General features: G+C 70.2%; 19 protein-coding genes. 12 read left to right on the top strand and 7 right to left on the bottom strand.

The window, feature by feature from the left end:
- The first annotated feature begins 163 nt into the window (after nucleotides 1-163).
- From QFZ26_RS13615 to QFZ26_RS13575, 9 genes are read left to right on the top strand one after another with little or no spacing between them, the layout of a single operon-like run.
- Nucleotides 164-1,414: an ABC transporter substrate-binding protein gene (locus QFZ26_RS13615; RefSeq protein ID WP_307042980.1), complete on the top strand. Its 1,251-nt coding sequence runs from the start codon at nucleotides 164-166 to the stop codon at nucleotides 1,412-1,414.
- Nucleotides 1,404-2,381, top strand: coding sequence for a carbohydrate ABC transporter permease (locus tag QFZ26_RS13610; protein WP_307042978.1), 978 nt, complete (start codon nucleotides 1,404-1,406; stop codon nucleotides 2,379-2,381). Before QFZ26_RS13615 ends, QFZ26_RS13610 begins: the two co-directional genes overlap by 11 nt.
- Complete coding sequence (locus QFZ26_RS13605) at nucleotides 2,378-3,238, top strand: carbohydrate ABC transporter permease (RefSeq protein ID WP_307042976.1); 861 nt, start codon at nucleotides 2,378-2,380, stop codon at nucleotides 3,236-3,238. Before QFZ26_RS13610 ends, QFZ26_RS13605 begins: the two co-directional genes overlap by 4 nt.
- A 3-nt stretch (nucleotides 3,239-3,241) precedes the next feature.
- Nucleotides 3,242-5,200 carry a hypothetical protein gene (locus QFZ26_RS13600; protein WP_307042974.1) on the top strand — a complete coding sequence of 653 codons (1,959 nt, stop codon included), beginning with the start codon at nucleotides 3,242-3,244 and terminating at the stop codon, nucleotides 5,198-5,200.
- Nucleotides 5,197-6,000 carry a ribonuclease activity regulator RraA gene (locus QFZ26_RS13595; RefSeq protein ID WP_307042971.1) on the top strand — a complete coding sequence of 268 codons (804 nt, stop codon included), beginning with the start codon at nucleotides 5,197-5,199 and terminating at the stop codon, nucleotides 5,998-6,000. The genes QFZ26_RS13600 and QFZ26_RS13595 overlap by 4 nt, the downstream gene beginning before the upstream one ends.
- Nucleotides 6,001-6,891: an amidohydrolase family protein gene (locus QFZ26_RS13590; protein ID WP_307042969.1), complete on the top strand. Its 891-nt coding sequence runs from the start codon at nucleotides 6,001-6,003 to the stop codon at nucleotides 6,889-6,891. It abuts the gene before it with no gap.
- The gene (locus QFZ26_RS13585; protein WP_307042967.1) at nucleotides 6,888-7,886 is read left to right on the top strand and encodes an aldo/keto reductase; all 999 of its coding nucleotides are present in this window, start codon (nucleotides 6,888-6,890) and stop codon (nucleotides 7,884-7,886) included. The genes QFZ26_RS13590 and QFZ26_RS13585 overlap by 4 nt, the downstream gene beginning before the upstream one ends.
- A gap of 50 nt (nucleotides 7,887-7,936) precedes the next feature.
- Nucleotides 7,937-8,662: a GntR family transcriptional regulator gene (locus QFZ26_RS13580; RefSeq protein ID WP_307042965.1), complete on the top strand. Its 726-nt coding sequence runs from the start codon at nucleotides 7,937-7,939 to the stop codon at nucleotides 8,660-8,662.
- A complete protein-coding gene (locus QFZ26_RS13575) occupies nucleotides 8,659-9,585 on the top strand; it encodes a 5-dehydro-4-deoxyglucarate dehydratase (protein ID WP_307042964.1) in 927 nt (308 codons plus the stop codon). The genes QFZ26_RS13580 and QFZ26_RS13575 overlap by 4 nt, the downstream gene beginning before the upstream one ends.
- 73 nt (nucleotides 9,586-9,658) lie before the next feature.
- Here QFZ26_RS13575 and QFZ26_RS13570 read toward each other — a convergent pair whose 3' ends face one another.
- The 4 genes from QFZ26_RS13570 to QFZ26_RS13555 are packed head-to-tail and all read right to left on the bottom strand — an operon-like array spanning nucleotide 9,659 to nucleotide 14,364.
- Complete coding sequence (locus QFZ26_RS13570; protein ID WP_307042962.1) at nucleotides 9,659-10,627, bottom strand: MBL fold metallo-hydrolase; 969 nt, start codon at nucleotides 10,625-10,627, stop codon at nucleotides 9,659-9,661.
- Nucleotides 10,628-10,634: 7 nt separating this feature from the next.
- Complete coding sequence (locus tag QFZ26_RS13565; RefSeq protein ID WP_307042960.1) at nucleotides 10,635-11,939, bottom strand: enolase C-terminal domain-like protein; 1,305 nt, start codon at nucleotides 11,937-11,939, stop codon at nucleotides 10,635-10,637.
- Nucleotides 11,939-13,510 carry an aldehyde dehydrogenase (NADP(+)) gene (locus QFZ26_RS13560; protein WP_307042958.1) on the bottom strand — a complete coding sequence of 524 codons (1,572 nt, stop codon included), beginning with the start codon at nucleotides 13,508-13,510 and terminating at the stop codon, nucleotides 11,939-11,941. Before QFZ26_RS13560 ends, QFZ26_RS13565 begins: the two co-directional genes overlap by 1 nt.
- On the bottom strand, nucleotides 13,507-14,364 hold the full coding sequence (locus QFZ26_RS13555; protein WP_307042956.1) for an SDR family NAD(P)-dependent oxidoreductase: 858 nt from the start codon (nucleotides 14,362-14,364) through the stop codon (nucleotides 13,507-13,509). Before QFZ26_RS13555 ends, QFZ26_RS13560 begins: the two co-directional genes overlap by 4 nt.
- A gap of 284 nt (nucleotides 14,365-14,648) precedes the next feature.
- Here QFZ26_RS13555 and QFZ26_RS13550 point away from each other — a divergent pair, with 284 nt between their 5' ends.
- Genes QFZ26_RS13550 through QFZ26_RS13540 form a run of 3 tightly spaced genes read left to right on the top strand, consistent with a single transcriptional unit; the run spans nucleotide 14,649 to nucleotide 17,979 of the window.
- The gene (locus QFZ26_RS13550) at nucleotides 14,649-15,842 is read left to right on the top strand and encodes a Gfo/Idh/MocA family protein (RefSeq protein WP_307045081.1); all 1,194 of its coding nucleotides are present in this window, start codon (nucleotides 14,649-14,651) and stop codon (nucleotides 15,840-15,842) included.
- A gap of 2 nt (nucleotides 15,843-15,844) precedes the next feature.
- Nucleotides 15,845-17,104: a dihydrodipicolinate synthase family protein gene (locus QFZ26_RS13545; RefSeq protein ID WP_307042953.1), complete on the top strand. Its 1,260-nt coding sequence runs from the start codon at nucleotides 15,845-15,847 to the stop codon at nucleotides 17,102-17,104.
- Nucleotides 17,101-17,979, top strand: a complete 879-nt coding sequence (locus QFZ26_RS13540; RefSeq protein WP_307042951.1) for a sugar phosphate isomerase/epimerase family protein — start codon at nucleotides 17,101-17,103, stop codon at nucleotides 17,977-17,979. The genes QFZ26_RS13545 and QFZ26_RS13540 overlap by 4 nt, the downstream gene beginning before the upstream one ends.
- A gap of 156 nt (nucleotides 17,980-18,135) precedes the next feature.
- Here QFZ26_RS13540 and QFZ26_RS13535 read toward each other — a convergent pair whose 3' ends face one another.
- The 3 genes from QFZ26_RS13535 to QFZ26_RS13525 all read right to left on the bottom strand — a co-directional run bounded on the left by QFZ26_RS13535 (nucleotide 18,136) and on the right by QFZ26_RS13525 (nucleotide 25,935).
- On the bottom strand, nucleotides 18,136-22,140 hold the full coding sequence (locus QFZ26_RS13535) for a metallophosphoesterase (RefSeq protein ID WP_307042949.1): 4,005 nt from the start codon (nucleotides 22,138-22,140) through the stop codon (nucleotides 18,136-18,138).
- A gap of 263 nt (nucleotides 22,141-22,403) precedes the next feature.
- Complete coding sequence (locus QFZ26_RS13530) at nucleotides 22,404-23,285, bottom strand: hypothetical protein (protein ID WP_307042947.1); 882 nt, start codon at nucleotides 23,283-23,285, stop codon at nucleotides 22,404-22,406.
- A gap of 40 nt (nucleotides 23,286-23,325) precedes the next feature.
- Nucleotides 23,326-25,935 carry an ATP-binding protein gene (locus QFZ26_RS13525; RefSeq protein WP_307042945.1) on the bottom strand — a complete coding sequence of 870 codons (2,610 nt, stop codon included), beginning with the start codon at nucleotides 25,933-25,935 and terminating at the stop codon, nucleotides 23,326-23,328.
- Nucleotides 25,936-26,024: the final 89 nt, after the last annotated feature.

The following is a 26,024-nucleotide window of genomic DNA, read 5'->3' as shown; positions in this document are numbered from 1 at the left end:
CGCGTGCGATCGCTCCGACGCTAAGGGGAGTCCGCGACCGGGCCCATGTCCGTTTCGCGCATCGGCATGCACGATCCCGCCACGAAGTTGCGGCGGACCTGGCACGTACGTAGAGTATCGACAATCGATTACCGATTACTCATGATCAAGGAGGATTGTGAACATGTTCCGAACCCGCAGCAGGCTCGTCCCCGTGGCCGCCGCCCTTGCGTTCGCCTCGCTGGGGCTGACCTCGTGCAGTGGCACTCCTGAAAACACCTCCGCAGAGCCTACAGAGCTCCGAATGCTCGTCAACGTCACCCCCGTGCTGACGCTCGAGTTCTGGGATGCACTCGTGGCCCCCTGGGAAGAGGCGAACCCGAACGTCGACGTCGTCATCGAGGCACCGGCGACCAACGTGGGCGAGACGCTCCAGCAGCAGCTCGCAGCCGGCACCGAGCCCGACATCGTCGACGGCGCCCCCATCGCAATGGCCGAGGTCCTGGCCGAGCTGCCCGATGAGGACTGGGTCAACGACACCCCCCTCGTCGAAGAGAACGCCGTCGACGGCGTGAAGAAGATCGTCGGCACGGGCCTGCAGATGCAGAGCCTGGTCTTCTACAACAAGGACGCATTCGAAGCCGCCGGCATCGATGAGGCGCCCACGAGCGTCGAGGAGTTCACCGAAGCGCTGACCGCGCTGAAGGGCGCCGGCTACGTGCCGCTGAGCACCGCGGGCGAGTGGGTCACGGGCAGCCAGTTCCTGGGCCTCGCCGGCCCGACGGTCATGCGCGACGAGCCCGATTGGATCGCCGACCGCAACGCCGGTGAGGTCTCCTTCGCTGAGAGCAATTACCACGACTACCTCCAGGTCTACGCCGACTGGGTGGCCCAGGGCCTCGTTCCGGCCGATGCGAACGCCCTCACCTACGACGACGCCACCGCGGCGTTCACGTCTGGCAAGGCGGCCACCTACACCATGGGCAGCTGGATCGTCCCGACGATCGACGAGGCCGCGACGGACTTCGAGGTCGGCGTGTTCCGCGCACCGACGTTCGATGGCAAGCCCGGCCCGCTGACGGGCAACCCGGCCGTCACCTACGGGGTGCTCGACACCTCCGACAAGAAGGACCTCGCGTTCGATATCGTGGAGTACCTGACGAGCGACGAGACCGCCGTCACCACGGCGCTGTCCGTCGAGGGCAACTACCGCGAGGGCTACCCCTACGAGGCGTCCGATCTCACCAACGCCATCTTCGCCCTGGCCGACGACAGCACCGGCTTCATCACTCCCGGTGCCGGGCTCGGTTCCAACATCGCGCCGCTGGGCTACGGCGACCAGGTGAAGGTCGTCGTGCAGGGCCTCTACGTCGGTGACTCGGTCGAGGGCGGCATCACGCTGCTCGACGACTGGTGGACTGCGAATGCTCAATAAGATCACCACCCCCTCGGGTCCTGCAGTCCTCCGGGCTGCAGGACCCGAAAGGGCGGAGCGCACGGCTCCTCGTGCGATCTCCCGCCGCCGCCGCGCCTTCCTCGACAGCACCGGCCAGGTCGCCTTCGTCGCCCCGGCCTTCATCATGGTCACCCTGTTCGTGCTGATCCCGATCGGCATCGCGTTCTACCTCAGCCTCACCAACTGGAACGGGTTCTCCCCGAACCCGGGCTTCGTGGGCACTGCGAACTACGAACGCATCCTCGAAGACGACGCGGCCCTTCGCGCCGGCACCTTCACGGCCATCCTGGCGATCTGCGGAACGCTCGGGTGCAACGTCGCCGGACTCGGCTTCGCCCTTCTCCTCACGCGATCGACCCGCTTCAACTCGTTCATGCGTGCCCTCCTCTTCTACCCGTACGTCATCGGCGCACTCATGATCGGATTCATCTGGTCGGCGATCCTCGGTGCCAACGGCGTCATCAACTCGGCGCTCGAGTCTGCCGGGCTCGACAAGATCCCGTTCCTCTCCGACCCGACGCTCTCCGCGCTCAGCGTCATCGCCGTCACCATCTGGGCCGCGTTCGGAGTGAACCTGGTGCTCTACCTGGCGGGGCTCCAGACCATCGACGAGAGCATGCTGGAGGCGGCCAAGATCGACGGGGCGAGCACGTCCCAGATCTTCTGGCAGGTGAAGCTGCCGTTGCTCGCCCCGGTCGTCACCGTCAACATCGTGCTCTCGGCCGTCGCCCTCCTGAAGACCTACGACCTCGTGCTCTCGCTCACCTCGGGTGGGCCCGCCGGTCGCACCGAGACGGTGGCCTATCAGATCCTCGCGGTTTCGTTCTCGAACGGGTCGCTCGGCTACGGCGCAGCGCAGTCAGTCGTCCTCATGGTCGTCGTCGTGGCGGTCACCGTCGCCATCACCAGCTTCCGCAATCGAGCCGAGAGGAACGTCGCAGCATGACCTCCGCACGCGTCGAACGGCGCAGCATGATCCCGTCACGCACCCTCAGGCTCACGTTCATCGTCCTGGCGGGCCTGTTCATGGCGGTCCCGATCTACCTGCTCGTCGTGAATGCGTTCAAGCCGCAGGCCGAGATCATCAGTACCCCGTTCGGCTTCGATCTGGCGACCCTCTCGTTCGACTACATGGCACGCGCGCTCACCTCGACGCGCTTCAACGTGGTTGCCGCCTACGGCGTCACCATCGCCCTCGTCATCGGGGTCAACATCATCTCCCTGATCGTGTCGGTGCCGGCGGCCTACGTGATCGCCCGCAGCCTGAAGCGTCGCTACCGAGTGCTCATGCTCGTCCTCCTGGCCGGGCTCTTCATTCCCGGTCAGGCCCTCATCATTCCCGGCATCTACGTGCTGAAGTCGCTCGGCCTGATGGGCACCATCCAAGGATTCCTCCTCTTCGAGACGACGCTCACCATCCCGGTCTCGATCTTCCTGTACGTCGGATACATCCAGACCATCCCCCGCGAGCTCGACGAAGCGGCGAAGATCGACGGCGCGGGGCAGCTGCGAACCCTCCTCAAGGTGATCGTGCCGCTCATGAAGCCGGCGATCGCGACGGCGATCGTGCTGCACTCGATCGGCGTCTGGTCGGACTTCGTCCACCCGCAGATGATCCTGGGGCCCGCCTCGGGCATCTACACCGTGACCACCGGCGTGTATGCGGCCATCGGTCAATACACGAGCGATTACACGCTGGTGTATCCGAACCTGTTGCTCGCCGTGGCGCCGATCCTGGTCTTCTTCATCTTCATGCAGCGCAGGATCGTCGGCGGCCTCACCTCCGGCGCGCTGAAGGGCTGAGCCATGAGCCACTCATCCGACCACCTCGAGATCACGGCGACGGTGCCGCTGATCCAGCCTCCGACCTGGGCCGTTCTCCAGCGACACCTCATCGACGTGCTGCGAGACGCCTGGCAGGAGTTCGTCGACACGTGCTGCGAGCCCGACGGGAGCCTCCGATACGTGGGGGCCCAGCAGGACCGCGACGGGGTCGACGACTTCTACGAGGCGTTCTTCAACTGGCCGATCCTGTACCTGATCGCGGGCGACGAGGAGCTGCTCGCCCAGGTGAAGCAGAGCTGGGAGGGCGTCACCCGCCAGCTCACCGACAGCGGGTACCTCGTCGACGACTTCGAGCGCGGGTACGACTGGTTCCACCAGGGCGAGTCGCTCATCCTCTTCTACGCGCTCTGCGCGGCGGATCCGGCTGATGAGGCCTTCCGCGAGCGCGCCCTTCGGTTCGCGGAGCTCTACCTCCCGGGTTCTCCCGCCGGCAACTACGATGCGGCCCGCCGCATGATCGTCGCACCCCACAACGGCGCCGGCGGACCGAGGTGGGGGCTGGGCACGGCGTGGGAGTCGTATACGACCCCCGCGGTCGACAACATGCGCCGCTGGGGGCTCCCGCTCGACGACCTCGAGGGCATCGAGAGCTGGGACGACCTGGCCGACCCCGGCAATGGCCGACGCATGGGCGAGGCGATGCAGCAACGGCTCGGCCGCGGCGACGTCACCGCGAACCTGTCGTCCACGTCGCTCGTGGCGAACGCCTGGCTGTACTCGCACGATCCCCGCCTCGCGGACTGGATCCACGAGTACGTCACGGCGTGGTCGCAGCGGGCTGCCGCCAACGGCGGCATCGTCCCCGACAGTGTCGGGCCTTCGGGCGAGGTCGGCGAGCTGCACGGCGGCCGCTGGTTCGGCGGCCACTACGGCTGGACCTGGCCGCACGGCTTCCACTCGGTCGAGCCGCCCGCACTCATCGCGGGCATCAACGACAAGCTCGTGAACGGTGCCGATGAGGGACTCGGCATGGCCCGCGACACGCTCGCCGCCGTGCTCGCCGAGGCGAGGGTCTCCGAGCTGCCGGCCGACGACGTCGGCCGCGCCCCGGAGTGGCGACAGCTGCTCGGCGCCGACCACGGCAAGCACTACCAGCTCATCCCCCACCGCTACGGACGCGACGGCTGGTTCGAGTGGCTGCCGCTCAGCCCCGCCATCCCGACCTGGCTCTGGTGGACGAGCGGTGAGCAGCGCGATCTCGACACCGTCGAGCAGCTCCGCGACGAGGCCGGCTACCCGTGGGCGCCGATGCGCCAGTTCCGCGACAAGGAGGAGGCCGGGCATGAGCCCGAGTGGTTCTCCTGGCTCCGGGGCGCCTACCCCGACTACCCCGAGGAGTCGCTCCGTGTCGCGCTCGGCCAGGTGGCCCATCGGCTCGCGCTCCTGCGCAAGGAGGGCGGCCTTCAGGAGAACGACCTGCACTGGTGGCAGCGGGTGAATCCCGTGGTCACCGAGGTGCTCTCCCAGCAGGTGCACGGCGCGCCGGCCGCGCTCTACAACGGCGGCCTCCCGCTCGCGCGCATCCGGTACTGGGATGCCGAGACCGAGGCACCGGGCCTGCCGCGCGACATCTCGGCACTCGTGCGCTCGATCTCCGAAGACGCCGTGAGCGTGACCCTCGTGAACATCGGCGCCCGCGCCGACCGCTCGCTCCTCCTGCAGGCTGGCATGTACGGCGAGGACCTCATCGAGTCGGTCACCTACGACCGGCGCGACCTCGAGTGGCCCGGCCCGACGCGCACATACAGCCCGCTGGCCGACATTCCCACCGTGCTCACCGACGAAGATGCCGGCAGCAACCGGGTCCGCGTCATCCTGCCCGCGCTCTCCACCATCGACCTCACCCTGCGCATCCAGCGCCGGGCCCTGCTTCCGCAACACCAGACGTACAGCACCGAACCCCGTTGGAGGTCCTCATGAATCCCGTCGATCCCGTCCAGGACACTGTCGTCTGGCCGCTCCCCGTTCGCGGGCCGAAGTTCGAGCGGCCGAGCGTCGACCTCGTCGACCGGCTCCGCCCGCTCAGCGCGGCGACCGCGTCGGCGAAGCTGCACGGGCTGGGCATCCGCCGAACCTGGATCGACGGGCCGGTGCCGCTCGAGCCCGGCCAGCGGGTGGCCGGCCCCGCCCTGACGCTCCAGTTCATGCCGCAGCGCGAAGACGTGGCAAGCGGTCTCTCGCAGGAGTACGTCGAGCGCAGCACCGCGCTCTGGGCCGCGCTCGAGTCGGTGCAGCCGGGCGACATCCTCGTGATCCAGGCCTACGGCGATGCGTACAGCGGATGCCTCGGCGACATGCTCGTGCGTTACTTCAAGCGCAAGGGCGGCGCGGGCATCGTGGTCGACGGCCGTATCCGCGATGCCCGCCGTGTGCGCGAGCTGGGCGTGCCGATCTGGTGCACGGGCACCACGCCCAACTACGCGTCGCAGGCGGGACTCTTCCCGTGGGGCTACGACGTCCCCGTCGCGGTCGGCGGTTCGCTCTGCCTGCCCGGCGACCTCATCGTCGCCGACGACGACGGTGCCGTCGTCGTACCGGTCCGGAAGGCCGACGAGCTCATTCGCACCGCCCGCGCCCACGAGGAGTGGGAGGCATTCAGCCGCATGCGCCTCGATGAGGGTGCACGACTCAGCGACTACTACCCCCTCAGCGAGAACAGTCGCGAGGAGTACGAGGCGTGGTCCCGGGCCAAGTTGGCCGCCGTCGGGGGCGAGCGCTAGGTGAACGATCGCCGGAGCGTCGCGCTCGATCGCGTCGTGGACGGACACGTCCATGTGTGGCATCCGCTGGATGAGGGCGGCGAGTGGCTCGAGCGGGCAGTGCCGTCGCTGCAGCGGGAGCACACCATCGAGGAGTTCCGGCGGGCCGCTTCGGCGGTCACCGTGGAGTCCGTCGTGCTGGTCGAGGCGGCCGCATCACTCACGACCACGGCGAAGCTGCTCGGCATCGCGCACGAGGTCGCACCCTTCGCCGTCGTCGTGGGCTGGCTCGACGCGGCGTCGGCAACCGTCGACGACGATGTCGCAGCGCTCCGCATGCTCGACGGCGGCGACCACCTCGCGGGCGTGCGCTATTCCCCACCCGGCGCGGCGCGGGCGGGGTGGCTCGAGAGCGATGCCCTGTCCCGGTCGCTCGAGGTCTTCGGGCGAGCCCGGCTCTCGTTCGATCTCCTGCTCACGAGCGCCGACCTGGATGCCGCAGCCCGGCTCTGCCGGAGGCATCCGTCGGTCTCGTTCGTGGTCGACCATCTCGGCGGGCTGCCCGACGAGTCGGAAGGCGGCGTGCAGGCGTGGCGCAACGGCATCGCCGCGATCGCTGCGTGCGAGAACGCCGTCGTGAAGCTCTCCGGACGGATCCTGCGGGAGACCCGGCCCGACGCGGCAGCGCTCGTGGCGCACGCGATCGACGTGTTCGGCCCCCACCGGATGCTCTTCGGCTCCGACTGGCCCATCTCGAGCACGACCGACGACTACGCCGCGCGCGTCGGCCGCGCGATCGAACTCGCGGGGCCGCTCAGCGACGCCGAGCTCGATGCGGTGTTCGCCGGCACGGCCGCGCGCGCATACCGGGCCCCATCGGTTGCCGCAGCGCCCGCCGGGAGCACCGCATGATCGCCGCGTCTCGGGGCATCGGTCGCCCCGGCGGCGGTGGACGCCCCGACATCGCGCTCGGCTGCGCCCAGCTGGGTGACCTGTACCGCGCCCTCGCCGACGACGAGGCGACGGCCATCGTGGACGCCGCCTGGGATGTCGGCATCCGTCATTTCGACACCGCGCCGCACTACGGCGCAGGCCTCTCGGAGTGGCGAGTCGGACGCGCCCTCCGCGGTCGCGACCGCGACGACTACACGATCAGCACGAAGGTCGGACGACGCCTCGAGTCGCCGACGGGCGGCAGCACCGCTGAGCGTCCCCACCCCGACACGCAGCGCGTCATCGACTATACGGCTGACGGCATCCGGCGCACGCTCGACGACAGTCGGGCGCGCCTCGGCACCGACCGCATCGACATCGTCTTCGTGCACGACCCGCAGCTCGACCCCGAGGCCGCGCTGACCACGGGCTTCGCTGCCCTGCAGGCGATGAAGGATGAGGGCGCGATCACCAGCATCGGCGTGGGCACTTCACACGTCGACCTGCTCCTGCGGTTCGTACGGGAGACGCAGATCGACACCGTCCTCCTTTCCGGGCGGATGACCCTCCTGAACCAGGAGGCGGCGGCCGAGCTGCTCCCCGAGTGCGCGGCGCGGGGCATCCGGGTGCTGAACGCCGCCGTATTCAACAGCGGCATCCTCGCCACCGACACGGTTCCCGTCGACGCGAAGTACGACTACCGGCCGGCCCCTGCCGAGCTGCTCGAGCGCGCCAGGCGCATCGGCGACGTGTGCGCCGACCACGGAGTGCGCCTGCCGTCGGCGGCCCTGCGGTACTCCCTCGCCGCCGAGGCCGTGGCCGCGGTCATCGTCGGCGCCGATACCCCCGAGCAGATCGTCGAGACTGTTCGGCTGCTCGACGAGCACGTTCCGCCGGCCCTGTGGGACGACCTCGATCGCCGCTCTCTCGTCCCCTCACCGAACCGTTCCGTCCACTCCGGAGGTATCTCATGAATGGCGCGCCCGCCCCGTCCGAAACGTTCCAATCGACTATCGTTAGCCCGGTGAGAATCCCCGATCCCACGCCCGCGTACGCTCGACTCGGCGAGGGCGAACTGCTCTCAGACAAGGCCTACCGGCTGATTCGTGCCGCCATCGTCGATGGAAGCCAGCCTCCGGGCTCGCGGCTCGTCGAGTCCGACATCGCCCGGCGCATGGGCGTGAGCCAGGCTCCCATCCGCGAGGCGGTGAAGCGCCTCGCGCTCGAGGGCCTCGTCACGTCGTTCCCGCGGCGCGGCAGCTACGTGACCGAGATCATGAAGGGCGAGGCGGCGACCGCCCGGGAGATCCGGGCGTCGGTGGAGCGCGCGGCCGCCCAATTCATCGCCGACAGCAGCCCCACCGAACGCCAGTTGCCCGAACTCCGCGAGATCGTCGCACAGATGCAGGAGTTCGCCGAGGTCGAAGACATCGGCCGACTCCGCGGCGCCGACCTCGCGTTCCACCGCACGCTGACCGAGCGCAGCGGCAGCGCCGTGCTCACCCGCGTGTGGAGCGTCCTCGAGCCGATCATCGTGAGCCAGCGGGTCATCGGCGACCCGGGCTTCCACGGCGGATGGATGGCCGTCGTGAAGGACCATGGCAAGCTCGTCGAACTGCTCGAGCACGGCGACCCCGAAGAGGCGGTCACGGCGGTCTATGAGCACGCGATGGGTCGTCGCGACCTCGCCGGACCGCCGACCGCCGACGAGTCGAGCAAGGCCGGCGAGTCGAGCGAGGCCGGCGAATGAGGTTCGACGGCGTCCTGTTCTTCCCCGTCACCCCGTTCGCCGCGAACGGCGAGGTCGACCTCGACGTGCTCGCCGATCACGTCGAGACCCGGCTCGCGCACCGGCCGGGCGGCGTCTTCCCCGCGTGCGGCACCGGCGAGTTCAACGCGCTGAGCGCGTCCGAGGTCGCCCGCGTGGTGTCGAAGACCGTCTCGGTCGTCGACTCACGCGTGCCGGTCGTCGCCGGCACCGGCGGGCAGTTCGCCCACGCCGTCGAGTGCGCCCGCTCCGCAGCCGACGCCGGCGCCGACGCGCTGCTGGTGCTGCCCCCGTACCTGATCGCCGGTCCCGCCGAGGGCACCGCAGACTACATCGAAGCGGTGGCCGCGGCCTCTCCCCTGCCGGTGATCGTCTACCACCGCGGCACTGCGGGGTACACCGCCGAGTCGATGGTGCGGCTCGCGCAGAACCCCAAGGTCGTCGGATTCAAAGACGGCGTCGGCGACGTCGCGCTCGTTCAAGACATCGTGAGCGCCGTCGGTGCCTCAGGCCGTGACGACCTCCAGTTCTTCAATGGCCTCCTCACCGCCGAACTCTCACAGGGGGCCTACCGCGGCGTGGGCGTGCCGCTGTACTCGTCGGCTGTGTTCGCGATGGCGCCCGAGATCGCGGTCGCCTACTATCGGGCCATCGAAGACGGCGATGACGACACCAGACAGCGACTGCTCACGGGGTTCTACTTCCCGCTGGCCAGGCTCCGCGACCAGACGGCCGGCTTCGGCGTGTCGCTCGTCAAGGCCGGACTGCGCCTGTCGGGTGTGGCTGTCGGCTCGGTTCGTCCCCCGCTCGTCGACCCGTCGCCCGCGCAGCTGACCGAGCTCGCGCGGCTCCTCGACCTCGGCCGGCAGCTCGCCGCCGAAGCCGTCGGCACACGAGCGGCCTGACGCGTCCCTCCACACGAAGGCGGCCCGACACGGAGGTGTCGGGCCGCCTTCGTCAGGTGCAGCGCATCGCCGGTCAGGCGCGCAGAGCCCACTCGACCCGGCCCGCGGCCGTGCGGGACTGCTCGGCCCGGCCGTCGGCGACCCATTCCTCGAGGTGCCCGATGAGCATCGCGGCGAGGCCGAAGTCTCCGAGCGGCACCGGCCACGGGCCGAGCTTCGACTGCATCGTGCGCACGAGTTCGAGCGTCGAGGCGCAGATGGCGGTTGCGAGCGCATCACGGAGCGCCGCCTCGACGACCTCCGAGTACTCAATCGAGCTGCGGAGGAATCGCCGGGCCTCGTCGCGCCCCATCGCCGGGAAGTGCGCCGCGAGCAGCCATTCGGGCTCGAGCCCGGCGAGCCTCGCGCAGGTCGCGCGGTAGTCCGACGGGTACCGGTAGTTCGGTGGCATGACGAGCCGGTTCTCGAGGTCGAAGACCGAATCGCCGAGCACCGCGTCGCCGACGAGCAGGGTGCGGGTCGTGACATCCCAGACCGCCAGGTGGCCGCGCGAGTGACCGGGCACGTGCAGCACCTCGACGATCCGGCCGCCGAGGTCGATGCGTTCGCCCCCCGACAGGGCGGCGTCCATGGGCACGGGACGGGCGCGGCTGCGCTGGAGATCGTGGAACTCCTCGTCCCAGCCGACCCCGTGGTCGGCGGCGAACTCCTGGTACCGCCGTGCCAGCGCAACCTCGGTGTCCTCCACGAGCGCCTGCTCGTCGCGGTGACTCGCGAACATCGCCATGGGCGCGAGTTCGCGCACGTCGCCCGCTCCGCCCCAGTGATCGATGTCGCAATGGGAGAACACCACGTGGCTGAGGTCGTCGAGCGACCGTCCGACGTGTGCCAGCGCGGACGCGAGCACGTCGGGCATCTGCCCGGCGATGCCCGCGTCGAACAGCAGCACGGAGTCGACCCCGACGACGAGGTGCACGCTGTTGCGCCGCACGCCGAGGGGCACCTCGATGCGGTGCACCCCCGGAGCGATCTCGGTGATCACGGCGTCATCACCAATGCGGCACGGCGGGCTTCACGAAGGTCGGATCCTTCACCTGCATGGCCGCGACGTCATCGCGATCGCGCACGTCGCTGCGCTTCCACCGCTCGTGGAGGCGGGCGAGTTCGGCGCGGTCGAGCTCGACGCCGAGGCCCGGGGCATCCGACACCTCGATCGCCCCATCGACGATGCGGTGCGGGCGCGTGATCACGTCTTCGGTCTGCCACGGGCGGTGCGTGTCGCACGCGTGGAAGTCGCCCTCGGCACAGGCCGCGGCCTGCACCATCGCGGCCAGGCTGATGCCCAGGTGGCTGTTCGAGTGCATCGACAACGACCGGCCGAACGTGTTGCACACCGCCGCGAGCTGCTGCGTGGCACGCAGGCCGCCCCAGTAATGGTGGTCGGTGAGCAGCACCTGGATCGAATCGAGTGCGACGGCCTCGGGGAACTCGCCGAAGTCGGTGACGCACATGTTGGTGGCGAGCGGCATGCCGGTCGCCGCATGCACCTCCGCCATCTCGGCACGGCCGAGGCAGGGGTCCTCGAGGTACTCGATCATGCCCTCGAGCTCGCGGGCGACGCGGATGCTCGTCTCCACCGACCACGCGCCGTTCGGGTCGAAGCGCAACGGCAGCTCGGGGAACGCCTCGTGGAGGGCCGTGACGGCCGCGATCTCCTCGTCGGGCGGGAAGACGCCGCCCTTCAGCTTCAGCGACCGGAACCCGTGCAGCTCGATCATCCGCGCCGCCTGCGCGACGATCCCCTCCGGGTCGAGGGCGGCACCCCACTCGTCGACCGGTGCGTCGGGTTGGGGGTGGGCGTCCCAGCGGTAGAACAGGTACGCGGCGAAGTCGATGCGGTCGCGCACCTTGCCGCCGAGCAGGGCGTGCACGGGCACGCCGAGCAGGTGGCCGCTCGCGTCGAGGAATGCCACCTCGAACGCGGAGACCACGGTGGAGTGCAGCTTCAGCATGCTGTTGTCACCGAAGATGTTGTGTCCGGGCGCATTCTCGACGAGCTTGGCGGGCACGGTATCGGGCCGGAGAACCTCGGCCGCGAGCGCCCAGAGGTCGTTCGGAGTGAGCACCGAGCGCCCGGGCAGGTGCGTTGCGAACTGCTCGATGACGGCGAGCACGGCGGAGTCGCCGTAGGTCTCTCCGAGCCCGGTCGTGCCGTCGACGGTGACGACCTCGATGATCGAACGCGGCGTGTACGGCTGGTGCACCCCTTGCATGTTGAGCAGGGGTCCGTCCTCGATGAGGATCGGCGTCACGCTAACCGATTCGATGATGGAGCGGCGCTCGGCAGGGGTCATCACAGTTCCTCGGGGGTCGGGTCGAGTCGGCCGTCGACGCGGCGCGGCACGCCCGTCGGGTTGTCGTCGCGCAGTTCGGCGGGCAGCAACAGGTCGGGGGCGTTCTGGAACGCCACCGGCCGGAGGAAGCGGAGAATGGCGGATGCCCCGACCGAGGTCGAACCGGCCGCCGTGGTCGCCGGGTACGGGCCGCCGTGCTGCATCGCCCACGTGACTGACACGCCGGTCGGGAACTGGTTCCACAGCACGCGCCCGCAGCGCTCGGCGAGCGCGCGGTAGGCGTGGGCGGCGACGGATGCCCCGTGCTCCTCCTCGCTGCCACCGTGCACGGTGCCGGTGAGCGAGCCCGGCACGAGCCGCACGACCTCGTCGAGCTCCGCCGTGGTGGTGTAGCGGACGAGCAGCGTCGACGGGCCGAAGCACTCCTCGAAGGCGAGCGCGTCGGCACCGGCGGCGATGACGTCGCGGGCCTCCATCGAGACGAGCACGACGCCGGCCGCGAGCGCGCCGGGCTCGTCGCCGTGGAGCAGCGTGGTCGCGTGCGGCGAGGCGGTGAGCGTGGCGATCGACGCCGACCATCCGTCGCGGACTCGCGAGTTCAGCATGGGCGCGGGCTCGACCTGGGACGCCGCTTCGCGGACCGACTCGGCGAGCGCATCCCCGGCCGCTCCGGCAGGAACCAGCACCAGTCCGGGCTTGGTGCAGAACTGGCCGGCGCCGAGGGTGAACGAGGCGGCGAGGCCCGCGGCGATCTCCGCCGAGCGCTCGGCGAGTGCGGCATCCGTCACGACCAGTGCATTGATGCTGCCGAGCTCGCCGTAGAACGGGATGGGAACGGGCCGTGCCGCCGCGAGGTCGAAGAGGGCGCGGCCGCCTGCGGTCGAGCCGGTGAAGGCGCCGGCCGCGACGAGCGGGTGGGTGATGAGGTCGACCCCGGCCCGCGTGCCGAACACGACCGTGACGACGTCATCAGGGAATCCGGCCTCGGCGGCGCCCGCGCGGAGTGCGCGGGCCGTGAGCATCGAGGTGAGCGGATGCCCCGAATGCGCCTTCACCACGACCGCATTGCCTGCGGCGATCGCGCTCGCGGTGTCGCCCCCGGCCACGCTGAAGGCGAGCGGGAAGTTGCTCGCGCTGAACACCGCCACGGGCCCGATCGGCACGAGCATGCGACGCAGGTCGGGGCGAGGCGCGGGTGAGGCATCCGGATCTGCGTGGTCGATCGTCGCCGCGAGGTAGTGCCCGTCTTCGACGACCTCGGCGAAGTGCCGGAGCTGGAAGCTCGTGCGCGCGAGCTCGCCGGTGAGGCGCGGCACCCCGAGCGCGGTCTCGCGGTCGGCGGCCGCGATGATCTCGGCGCCGCGCGCTTCGAGCGCCGAGGCCAGTGCGCGAAGGAGCCGCGCACGGTCGGCACGTGAGCTCGCGGCGAGCACCCGCGATGCGGCCTCGGCACGGACGACCGCGTCGTCGACGCCGACGATGTCGGTCTGCGGTGCGACGGCTCGGGGCTCGGTCGCACCGCGGGCATCGAGGCTCATGATCATCGTCATCGTCTGGTTCTCCGAGGTCATCCGCGCAACCGGCGCGAGAACGGCCCGATGTTCTCGGGGGTGTACACGGTCACGAACTCGACCTGCGGCGAACGGCCCTGGGTGAGCAGGCCGCCGTCGATGTTGAAGGTCTGGCCGGTCACGTACGAGGCGTCGTCGGATCCGAGGAAGACCACGCCTGCGGCGATCTCGTCGGGCGAGCCTGGGCGGCCCATCGGGATCTGGGATCCCTGATGTGCACGCCGGCCATCGGGCCACACCTCCGCCGGCTCGTTCGAGATCGCGATGTTGCCGGGCCGGATGCCGTTCACCCGGATGCCCCAGGGCGCGAGGTCGACCGCGGTGGCACGCGTGAACGCGTCCATCGCCCCCTTCACGGAGTCGTACGCGATGTGGTTGCGGTGTGCGCGGTCGGAGCCGTTCGAGCTGATGTTCACGACGGCGCCCGGTCGCTCCTCGATGGCCAGGGCGCGGGCGGCGCGCTGCGTGCAGCCGAAGAACATGTCGGTGTTGCGGGTCACGAACTGCGACCAGTCGGCGGGGTCGACGGTCAGGAACGACGCCCAGTTCGTGGCGCCGAGCCGCGCATAGGCGTTGTTCACCAGGAGGTCGACGGTGCCGAGGTGCTCTTCCGTGTCGGCGAACATGCGATCGACGTCGGCGAAGTCGCCCGCGTCACCGGTGAGGGCGATGGCCCGGCCGCCGAGGTCGCTGATCTCGCGCGCGACGCCTTCGGCACCGTCGTGGTCGACATCGGCGACGGCGACCCGCGCGCCCTCGGCGGCGCAGGCGAGGGCGATGGCACGGCCGATGTTGCGGCCGGCCCCCGTGACGAATGCGACCCGATCGTGCAGTCGGCCGTCGCTGTGTGGCATCCGGTGTTCTCCTCGAATGGGCGCCGGCGGGGACACGGCTGGCGTCGATGCCAGCGCCCGGGCGACTGACATCCACCGTACCTGAAATCTAATCGATCATCGATAGTCGGTGGAGAACGCGTTCGAATGCGACGCTCCCGGTTCGAATGAGACCGGATCTTGCGAAACCCCTCCCCTCTGACCTACACTCGGGTAAACGCTTTCCCGCAGCGGTGCGGCGGTCTCCGCCACCCGCTCCCGGCTGAACAGGAACCACCGTGGCAGAGTCGACCATCGGCATCATCATGAACGGCGTCTCCGGACGCATGGGCTACCGGCAGCACCTCGTGCGCTCGATCCTCGCGATCCGCGAGCAGGGCGGTGTCGAGCTCTCCGACGGCACTCGGGTGCAGCTCGAGCCGATCCTCGTCGGGCGCAACGAGGCGAAACTCGCCGAACTCGCCGAGAAGCACGGCCTCGAGCACTACACCACGAACCTCGACGAGGCGCTCGCCGACGACCGCTGGCAGATCTACGCCGACTTCCTCGTCACGAAGGCCCGTGCCAAGGCGATCCGCAAGGCCATCGCGGCAGGCAAGGCGATCTACACCGAGAAGCCCACCGCCGAGAGCTTCGAAGAGGCGCTCGAACTCGCGCGCCTCGCGAAGGAGGCCGGAGTGAAGAACGGCGTCGTGCACGACAAGCTCTACCTCCCGGGCTTCCAGAAGCTCAAGCGCCTCATCGACTCCGGCTTCTTCGGGCGTATCCTCTCGGTGCGCGGCGAGTTCGGCTACTGGGTGTTCGAGGGCGACTGGCAGCCTGCGCAACGGCCGAGCTGGAACTACCGCGCCGAAGACGGCGGCGGCATCATCGTCGACATGTTCCCCCACTGGAACTACGTGCTCGAGAACCTCTTCGGCCGCGTCGAGTCGGTTTACGCAAAGGCCTCGACCCACATCCCGAGCCGGGTCGACGAGCGCGGCGACGAGTACGTCGCCACCGCCGACGACGCCGCCTACGCGATCTTCGAGCTCGAGGGCGGCATCGTCGCGCAGCTCAACTCGAGCTGGACGGTGCGGGTGAACCGCGACGAGCTCGTCGAGTTCCAGGTCGACGGCACGCACGGCTCCGCCGTGGTCGGTCTCTTCGGCTGCAAGATCCAGCCCCGCAACGCCACGCCGAAGCCGGTCTGGAACCCCGACCTCGCCGACAGCCACGACTACGACGCCGACTGGCTCGAGGTGCCGACGAACGACGTCTTCGAGAACGGCTTCAAGACGCAGTGGGAGGAGTTCATCCGGCACGTCGTCGAAGACGCCCCGAACCCCTACGACTTCCTCGCGGGCGCACGCGGCGTCCTCCTCGCCGAGCGGGGTCTCGCCTCGAGTCGCGACGGCCGCCGCATCGAGCTGCCCGAGGTCACGCTCGGGTCGACGGATGCCGCGGCATCCGTCGCCGACGCCGAGGTCGGGGCGTCCGAGCTCACCGGGGCACGCTGACCATGACCACCCTGACCCTCATCGACGCGGACGGCGGCCTCACCGCCGTGCCGCTCGCGGAGGCGCCGGCGCACACGAAGCCGCGGCATCCGCTGACCAGTCGCGTCGCCTATGCGGCAGCGCACGTCGTGCCGAAGCCGTTCGCCGACAACACGCCGGGGGCGCCGGCCGAGATCGACTGGGATGCCACGCTCGCGTTCCGCCACCACGTGTGGTCGTGGGGTCTCGGCGTCGCCGACGCCATGGACACCGCGCAGCGCAACATGGGCCTCGACACCGCCGCCACGCGCGAGCTGATCTCCCGCAGCGCCGCCGAAGCGGCATCCGTGGGCGGCGCGCTCGTGGTCGGCGTCAACACCGATCACATCGCCGACGAGGTCATCTCGCTCGAGCAGGTCATCGACGCCTACAAGGAGCAACTGCACCTCACCGAAGACGCGGGCGCGGGCGTCGTGCTCATGGCGAGCCGCCACCTGGCGCGCGCGGCACGCACCCCCGACGACTACCGCCGCGTCTACCGCGAGGTGCTCGCGGCGGCAGGTCGGCCGGTCGTGCTGCACTGGCTCGGCACCGCCTTCGACCCGAGCCTCGCGGGCTACTTCGGATCGGCCGACACGGATGCCGCAGCGGCGACGCTGCTCCAGATCATCGAGTACAACCGCGACAAGGTCTCGGGCGTGAAGATGAGCCTCCTCGACGCCGGCGCCGAGGTGGCGGTGCGCGAGCAGCTCCCCGAGTCGGCGCGCATGTTCACGGGCGACGACTTCCACTACGTGGGTCTCATCGAAGGCGATGAGCGCGGGCACTCCGATGCGCTCCTCGGCGCCTTCGCGGCGCTCGCCCCGAGCGCCTCCGCGGCCATCCAGGCGCTCGACCGCGGAGACGTCGCGGCGTACCGCGACATCCTCGGCCCGACTGAAGCGCTCTCGCAGCAGGTGTTCGCCGCCCCGACGTACTACTACAAGACCGGAGTCGCGTTCCTCTCGTGGCTCAATGGCCACCAGGCCGCGTTCCAGATGGTCGGCGGCCTGCATGCCGCTCGCAGCCTCCCCCACCTCTCTGAGATCGTGCGCCGCGCGAACGCCTCGGGTGCGCTCGAGCGTCCCGAGCTCGCGGCGGCCCGATGGCATTCGATGCTCGCGGTGAACGGCATCGACTTCGCGACCGCGAAGCCGGTCGAGGAATCGGCTGAGAAGTCGGCTGAGAAGTCGGCTGAGGCCGAGGCGACGGATGCCGCCGAGAGCGTCGGGCTCCTCGCATGAGCGCCCACCCGCGCCTGTCGCTGAACCAGGCGACGATCAAGTACGCCCCGTTCCACGAGGCGTTGCGGCTCACCGTGGCCGGCGGCTACGAGTCGATCGGCCTCTGGCGTGAGCCCGTCGCCGCGGTCGGCCTCGACGAGGCGGCGCGACGACTCGCCGACTCGGGCCTGCGCGTCTCGAGCCTCTGCCGTGGCGGCTTCTTCACGTTGCCCGAGGGCGCCGAGCGCCGTGCCGCGATCGACGAGAACCGCCGGGCGATCGACGAGACCGCCGCCCTCGCCGCGGCCGGGGCGCCGGGTTCGGCGGCGGTGCTCGTGCTCGTCGCCGGCGGCATCCCCGCCGGATCCACCGACCTCGCGGGCGCCCGCGCACGGGTTGCCGACGCCCTCGCCGAGCTCGCGCCCGACGCGGCATCCGCCGGGGTCACCCTCGCGATCGAGCCGCTGCACCCGATGTACGCGTCCGACCGCGCCGTCGTCTCGACGCTGGAGCAGGCGCTCGACCTCGCCGAACCGTTCGACGCGGCCGCGGTCGGCGTCGTCGTCGACACGTTCCACATCTGGTGGGATCCCGAGGCGTTCGCGCAGATCGCCCGCGCCGGGGCATCCGGCCGCATCGCGAGCTACCAGGTGTGCGACTGGGCCACCCCGCTGCCCGCCGACGTGCTGCTCGCCCGGCACTACCCGGGCGACGGCGTCATCGACTTCGCCGCGTTCACCGAGGCCGTCGAAGCGGCCGGATACACGGGCGACATCGAGGTCGAGATCTTCAATCAGGGCATCTGGGATGCCCCGTGGCCCGAGGTCGTCGAGCGCACCGCCGCCTCGTTCGACCGGGTGGTCGCGCCGCACCTTGCGGCATCCGTCACCGCATAGCCCGCGCGAGATGCGCCGGCGCACCGAGAGTGCTCCCGGTGTCGGAATAGCCCGCGCATTCCGACATCGACTGCACTCTCGGCGCCGGGTGTGGACCAGAAGCGCCGCCCCGACCTCACGAGGCCGGGGCGGCGTCCCTCTTTCAGCGGGTGCGTGTCACTCGCCCGGCGCGACCTCCGTCGGCTCGGGCGCGGTCGGCGCGCCGGTGGCCGGCGCGGTCGGTGTCGGCGACGGTGTCGGCGTCGGCGACGGGCTCGGCGTCGGCGACGGGCTCGGCGTCGGCGTCGCGTACGGCGCGAGCTCCGGCGCGAGCCTGCCCTTCTCGCCGCGCTCATCCGTGGTCACGAAGACGCTCGGCAGCGACGGCGTCGCGCCGCCGCCCGTGGAGCGCGCCACGACGAACCAGGCGTACGCGGTGGCGGGCTTGAGCCCGCGCCACTCCACCGAGGCGACACCGCCCGACGCGGCGGTCGTCTCACCGATCACCGCGACCGGGTTGAAGAGCGCGAGCGAGTCCGTGTGGAAGCTCGTCGTGCGCGAGGTGATGTCGACGGGGAGCACCATGTTGTCCGCCTGCGGGTCGTACCGCAGCGCCGGGTCGTACTCGCCCGCCCCGAAGTCGTCGAGGAACGGCGAGTACGTGTCGACGATCATCTCGGCTCGATCCACGTCGAACTGCAGCAGGCGCAGGTAGCTCGCGCCGAACCGCAGCCGGTCGGTCGGCTGGTAGCCGCCGATCTCGGTGAGTCCCAGCTCCTCGGCCGTGACCGTGTAGGCCTGGTAGTCGGCGAGCAGCTCGACGACGCCGTGGCCGACCTGGCCGACCTCGGGCTTGACGTTCGTCCCCACGCCGTGCACGTGACCGGCGAGGATGAGGAACACGTTCGGGTTCGCCTCCACGACCGTCTTGTAGAGCATCGAGCCGTCGGGGGCCGCGAAGCCCGAGTTGCGGCCGTCGCGCTGCGGGCTCGCCGCGAGGTAGTCGTGCGAGAGCAGGATGCCGTTGCGGTCGGCATAGCGCTGGTAGATCGAGTTCGCCCACTCGGCCTCCTCGCGCGTGACCCCGTACGACAGGCCGACCGAGACGAACTCGAGCCCGCCAGCCGAGAACAGCGTGTAGTTGTTCTGGTTGTCGCCCTCGCGCCACGGACCGCCGTATTCGGCGTCGATCCACAGGTCGTCTGCCGCCGCGTAGCGGTCGGGACCGAAGTACTGGTTGTACATCGCCCCCGCACCGTTCTCGCTGCCCGAACGGTTGTCGTGGTTGCCGGCGATGACCTGGTTCGTCACGCCCGCGTCATCCAGCACCTGCTGCTGACGTGACGACACCTCGAACTCGCCGATCACCTGCTGCATCATCGCCTCATCCGCCGGCGTGCGGATGTTGTTCTCGATGATGTCGCCCGTGTGCGCGACGTACTCGATCTTGCGCTCGCCGGCGTTCTCCGCGATCCACCGGGTGGTCTCGCCGTAGGCCCGCTCCCAGATCGCACGCTCCGCCTCGGTCTCCTGCTCGACCGCACCCTCGGAGAGGTATTGCGTGTCGGTGAAGTGCGCGATCGAGAAGTCGTACGACGACGGGTCGGCGAAGCCCTCGACGCCGGCGTCGAGCTCGTCGGCGAAGGGGTCCTCGCCGGTGACCATGACGTGCACCTGCTGCCGGTCGAGGTAGCGCGCGTCGACGATCGCGGTGAGCACGGTGTTGCCGTCGAGTGCGCCTCGCGAGCTCGCGAGCACGTCCCAGGCGGCGGTCTGGAGGTTCCACGCCCGCAGCGAGACGACGCGGGTCGGGTCGATGACGCCCTCCCAGCGCAGGACCGGTTCGGCGACCTGGCCCTTCACCTGCACGTCGAAGCGCTGGTACGCGACCTCACGGCTCGCGGGCGAGTCGAGCGTCACGCCGTCGCCGGGCGCGAGCGCCTTCGTGTCGCCTACCTTCGCCTCACCCGGAACGGTGAGGCTCGTCGGCACCTCGGTCGACGACCCCTGCCAGCCCTGGTTCGGCGTGAGGATCTCGGCCCGCGTGAACGTCGCCGCCACGTCGCCGCCGTCGGGCTCGCCGACGGTCGCCTCGAGCGTGACCGTGCCCGACACGTCGGTGGCACCCGACTCGGGAGCGAGGTCGGCCGGCACGCCGGGGATGCCCGCCGAGGCGAACACGACCTCGCGCGTCGCCTGGTTGCCGAGCGCGTCGGTCGCGGTCACGGCGATGGTGTGGTCGCCGGCGCCGAGCCCCGGTCCGACGAGCGACCCGAGGGTGACGGGCTCCCCGTCGAGCGTGAGCTCGGGAGTGCCCATGAGCCCCGAAGCGTCGTCGAGTTGCACGTCGAGCGCGACCGACGAGTCGATGGTGGCGCCGGCCCCCGGCGTGCTCGCGGAGATCGCGGGCGCCGTGTTGTCGGTCAGCAGCTGCCGGGTCGCGGTCTCGCCGGTGGTGGATGCCGCGGCGAGCACGTGCGCGCCGTCGGCGATGGCCGTCGTGTCGAGCTCGGCGCGCAGGCCTTGGGCGGTGGCGCCCTCGACGACGAAGTGCAGGTCGATCTCGCGGAACGAGTTGATGTTCGAGCCGCACGTGCCGTCGCCCATCGCGTACGTGGACTTGAGTCGCTGGCCGCTCGCCGTGCCCGAGGCGGGCGTGAGCGAGACGTTGGAGATCACGAAGTCGTCGCGGTTGCAGGCGTTCGGCTGCGTTCCGGTGACGACGTCGATGGTGTTCCAGCCGGGAAGCAGCCACTCGTTGGGGATCACGACGTTCGCGCGCTCGCTCACGAAGTCGCCGCCGAGCACGTAACGGACGCCGTTGACGAAGAGCAGGTTCACGAAGGAGGAGTCGATGGAGTTCGAACCGACGTCGAAGCTGAGGGTCGCCTCGCCGGAGCCGAGCGTCGGCAGCACGGCCACGGCGGGCGCGTCGATCGTCCACCGCGTCTCGGCGGTCGGCAGGGCCGTCGTCGACGAGCCGCAGTTGCCGTCACCCATCACGTACGACGGCGCGACGCCGTCGCCGGCCGCCGTGCCCGCGTCGATCGTCAGCGCGAGGTTGGAGATCGTGAAGTCGTCGAGGTTCGCGCCGCACGTCGAGCTGATGTCGCCCGCGACGATCGTGACGACGTTGACGCCCGCCACCAGGTAGCGGTTCGGCACCGGGACATCCACTCGCGTGCTCACGTGGTCGCCGAGGAGGTCGACCTTGTGGCCGTTCACGAGCAGGTGGTTCTGGTAGCGGTGCTCGATCGAGTTGCTGCCGACGTCGAAGCTGAACGTCGAGGAGCCGGTGCCGAGGCTGGCGGCTGCCGGCGGCGCGGCGCCGTCGACGGTGAGCGTGGAGACGCCGCCGTCGGCGCCAGCGGGCTGCGACGCCGAGACGGTGTGGATGCCGCGAACGAGCGTGCCGTCGACGGGTGCGACGAGCGGCGCACCCACGGGCGCGTTGTTGACCGAGACGGCGTGCGAGACGGTGCCGCCGGCGGCGGTCGTCGCGACGATCGAGTGCGGGCCGTTCGCGAGCGTGGTCGTGTCGACCTCCGCCGCGAGGCCCGTGGAGCCCATCGGGTCGCCGAGCACGAAGAACGAGAGCTCCGCGTGCACGATGTCGCCGGCCTGGCTGCCGCAGTCGCCGTCGCCGAAGCTGAAGCTGAAGGGGTTGTCCTCGCCGTCGGCGACCTCGCCGACCAGCTCGAGGCTCACGTCGTTGACCACGAAGTCGTCGTAGTTGACGCCGCACGCGGCGTTCGCAGTGCCCGCGAAGATCTCGACGATGTTCTCACCGGTGACGAGCCAGTCGTTCGGCACCTCGAGGTCGACCCGCTCCGAGACCCACGTACGGTCCTGGTCGATGCGCTGGCCGTTGACGACGATCCAGTTGTGGAACGAGAGCGCGGCGGAGTTGCTGCCGATGTCGAAGCGCAGGTGCGAGACGCCCGGGGTCGTCGACGCGCCGATCGGCTGCCCGTCGATCACGAGGCTCGCAACGGAGTCGCCCGCGGTGGTCGCGTCGGCGGCGACCGTCACGGTTCCCTCGAGCCACGCGCCGTCCTCGGGCGTGAGGGTCGGCGCGCTCGCCTGCGCGGTCGGCGCCGGCTTCGGCTTCGGCATCGGCAGTTGGGCAGCGGATGCCGCGGGCGCGGTCATGCCCGCCACGAGTACTGCTGCGGCGACCACGGCCGTCGCCGCGACGCCTCGTGCTGTCCATCGTGTCGCCCCACCCGAACCGGGGCTTCTCGTGCTCGGCCGCATGTGTGCGGTCCTTCCTCTTCGTCGACGATGAGTGGGCGGTCTCGAGCCGAGGCTCGATGGCACGCCACAGGCTCACAGTGGACGGGCGGGGTGAACGCCGGGCAAGCGCCGGGGGAAGACGCGGCGACGGGCGGTGGTACGCCGCCCGCTCGGAACGGTCGCCGAACCGCAGCGGTACGGGCGCCGTGCTACAGGCTGGCGCTGGCGCGGTGCCGCCGCCGCTCGAGTGCGGTGTAGAACACCACGTACACCACCGCGGAGACGGCGATGCAGGCGGTGAACATCCAGGCCGAGGGGCGCTCCCACTCGAAGTCGCCGAACCGCAGCACGATCGCGAGCACGATGCAGCCGAGGCTCACGAGCTGCGCCTGGAACACCCACCGGAACGCCGACCAGCGCGAGTCCCACAGCATCCAGATGTTCACCATGCCGGGCAAGGTCAGCACGGCGCCGACGATGCGCGCGGTGAGCGGGGTGACGTCCCACGCCCAGGCGCCGATGAGCAATGACGGCACCGCGAAGAGCACCAACCCGGTCACGGATGCCGCGGCGCCGACGAGCGCGAGCACGTACCGCCACGGCGACGGGATGGTCACGTCGCCGCCTTCGGGCGCACCGTCGTCGGCTCGGGTGTTGAACACGACCACGAGAAGCACGAGCACGGGCGTCGTGATGTAGAGCACGACCCACGTGATGAACGAGATGTGGCCGAAATGGAAGCGATCCCAGTGCAGGAACGTCGCCGCCGAAGCGAGGCTCGCGAACATGAGTACGGCGGGGAATCCGTGGCGCACCCGGTGCCAGTGTCGCTGCACGGCGACCTGCGCGAAGAACCAGACGCCACCGGCGTATGCGGAGCCGAGCAGCATCGCCGTGACGGGAGGTGCGATCGTCCACGCGAAGTGCTCCTCGGTGCCACCCGGCAGCACGAGCAGGAGGAACGCCGCCACGACGAGGAACGGGATGATCACATAGGCGACGACCCGCGTGTAGGGCAGCACCCGGTCGTGCGGCTCGAGGTGCTGCCGTGCCGGTGCTGCGGTGTGCGGATCGCGTGCGACGTGGCTCATGGTGCCTCCCTCGGGTCGGGGCAGATGCCTCGGTGCGGGTTCAGGTGACGGATGCCTCGGCACGCACCTCATCGCGCTGCAGTGCGAAGGCGACGGCGTCATCGACGCGCAGCTGCCGCCCGCGAGCGAGGGCCGACTCGAACGCCTCGGCGCCGGGGCCGGCGAGGATGTCGTCGACGAACTGCTCGTGGAATGAGAACGAGGGGGCGTTGTAGAGGCCGGTGCGTTCACGCAGCATGCTCGACGCGCCGAGGAGCGTTCCGGCGCGCGTCACCTCGCCGGCACCGGCCTCGACTGCGGTGAGCCCCTCGAGCCCGTACGCGACGCCCTCGTCGTGGCGCATGCGGGCCGAGAGCGTCAGACTCTGCTCGAAACAGTCGCGGGCGATCGCGAACTCGCCGAGGAGCACCTCGGCCCAGCCACGGTGGTGGAGTGCGATGGCCTCCCCGAGATCATCGCCCTGGCGCTTGGCGACGGCGAGACTCTCGTCGAAGCGCGCGAGCGCCGCCCGCACATCGCGGGTGAGGAGCGCCACCCGGCCGAGGGTCACGAGGGCCATCGCCTCGCCCCACGTGTCGCCGGCGTCGCGGAACAGCGCAAGGCTCGTGTCGAGCGCCTCGTCGGCACGCGGCGTGTCGGGCTGGCGGGCCCCGAGGAGTGCGAGGGCGAGCGAGATCAGCGCGAGCGCCTCCCCGGACCTCTCCCCTTCGCGGCGGAAGAGCTCGGCGCTCTCACCGAGCCCCGGAACGAGCCATTCGTCGGGGTCCTGCCAGAACGCGATAGCTCGGGTGAAGTACATCGCGGTGGCGCGGGTGAGGTCGTCGAGCTCGGCGCCGGAGTCGAGTACCTCCTGCATCCACTCCCGCACCTCTCCCAGGTGCCCGTCGACCCACCAGTACACGTAGAGTGTCCAGGCGAAATGCGCGGCGGTGGCCCACTGCCCCGTGTCGAGCAGGTGTCGCACGGCCGCGCGGAGGTTGTCGCCCTCCTCGGCGAGTCGGCCGATCCACTCGAGTTGGGTCGCGCCCTCGAGCTCGAATTCGACCTGCTCGCCGAGACGAACGAAGTACTGTGCGTGGCGATCGCGGAGCTGGGCGGCATCCGGCTGGTGTTCGAGCTCGTCGAGGGCGTACTGGCGCACCGCCGCGAGCAGGGAGAACACCGCGCGGTCTCCGCGATCCTGCTGGCGCACGAGGCTGCCGTCGACGAGCTCGGAGAGGCTGTCGAGTGTGTTCGCCTCGGGGATGCCGTCGGCGATCCATTCGGCGGCATCGAGGGTGAATCCACCCGCGAAGAGGCCGAGCCGGGCGAGCAGCTGTCGCGCGGGAGCACCGAGGAGCTGGGTGCTCCACTCGATCGTGGAGCGGATCGAGCGCTGCCGCGCGGGCAGGTCGCGGGCGCCGCCGCCCAGCACGAGAAGACGGTGGTCGAGGCGTTCGAGCAACTCGGCCGGAGTCAGCACCCGTGCCCGCGCGGCTGCGAGCTCGAGCGCCAGGGGCACGCCGTCGAGGGCGATGCAGATGCGCTCGACGTCTTCGACGTTCTGATCAGTCAGCTCGAAATCGGGCTTGACGGCCCGCACCCGGTCGACGAAGAGTATGACCGACGAGGTCGACAGGGCGCGCGACACGCTCACGCCGTGATCGGGATCGGGATCGGGCAACGCGAGCGGGCCGAGCTCAACGCCGTGCTCACCGGTCAGGCGGAGCAGGATCCGGCTCGTCGCGAGCACCGTCAGGCCCGGGGCATCGGTCAGCAGCGACCGGATCGCCGGCGCCGCCTCGACCACTTGCTCGACGTTGTCGAGGAGCAAGAGCATCCGCCGGTCGCGAAGGGCCATTCGGAGCTTCTCATCGAGCGTGCCGTCGCCGATGTCGCGGATGCCGAGCGCATCGGCGATGGCGGCCGGCACGCGATCGGGATTCGTGACGGGGGCGAGGTCGACGAAGGCGATGCCACCGGGAAAGCTGTCGCGCACCCGATTGGCGGCGTCGATCGACAGGCGGCTCTTGCCGATGCCGCCGGGGCCGGTGATCGTGACCAGCCGCACAGCGTCGTCGGCGAGCAGGCCGACGACGAGCTCGACCTCGGACTCCCTGCCGATGAGCGCGGTGAGGGCGGCCGGGAGCTCGACCGTGCCGTCGAGCCCGTCGCGTGACGCCACCTCATTTGCGCCACGTGCGAAGCGCTCGGCGAGGAGGGTCGCAAGGTCGGTGCGCACGAGCTCGGCGAGCTGGTCGGCGTCGGTGAAGTAGACGTACGAGATCCCGTCGACCTTGATGCGGGCGAGGAGCTCTTGGAGGCGGGGCTCTCGCTCGACGCCCTCCTTCACGTACACGAGCTTCGGCATCTCGTGCGCCGCGAGCCGGTACTCGTCTTCGAGACCGGACACTTCGTCACCGGGCGCGACCCACCCGTAGCTCGCGGAGTAGAGGCCCACGAAGATGTCACTCTGCTCGAGGTACGCACGGTAGAGGTCCTGCGGTGGGTGCGGCCTCGCGCCGAGCTCGAACATCACCGGAGCGAGGTTCAGTTGCTCGATCGCCGCCCGCACCGCGCGGCGCTCCGGGGCGAGCTCGCGCAGCGTCGAGCTGACGAAGACGCGCAGACGCTGGTCGGGGGTGCGGATCGCCCGATCGAACGGACTCATGTGTGCAGTCTGATCCTCGGGGCATCCGCCTGTAAATACCCACTGCCCGACGGACCACCCGGTGGTGCGCGACCGCGACGCGGAGGTAC

The organism is Agromyces ramosus (genome assembly GCF_030817175.1).
In the GTDB taxonomy this organism is placed as follows: Bacteria; Actinomycetota; Actinomycetes; order Actinomycetales; family Microbacteriaceae; genus Agromyces; species Agromyces ramosus_A.
This window is presented reverse-complemented; position numbering and strand designations above follow the sequence as displayed.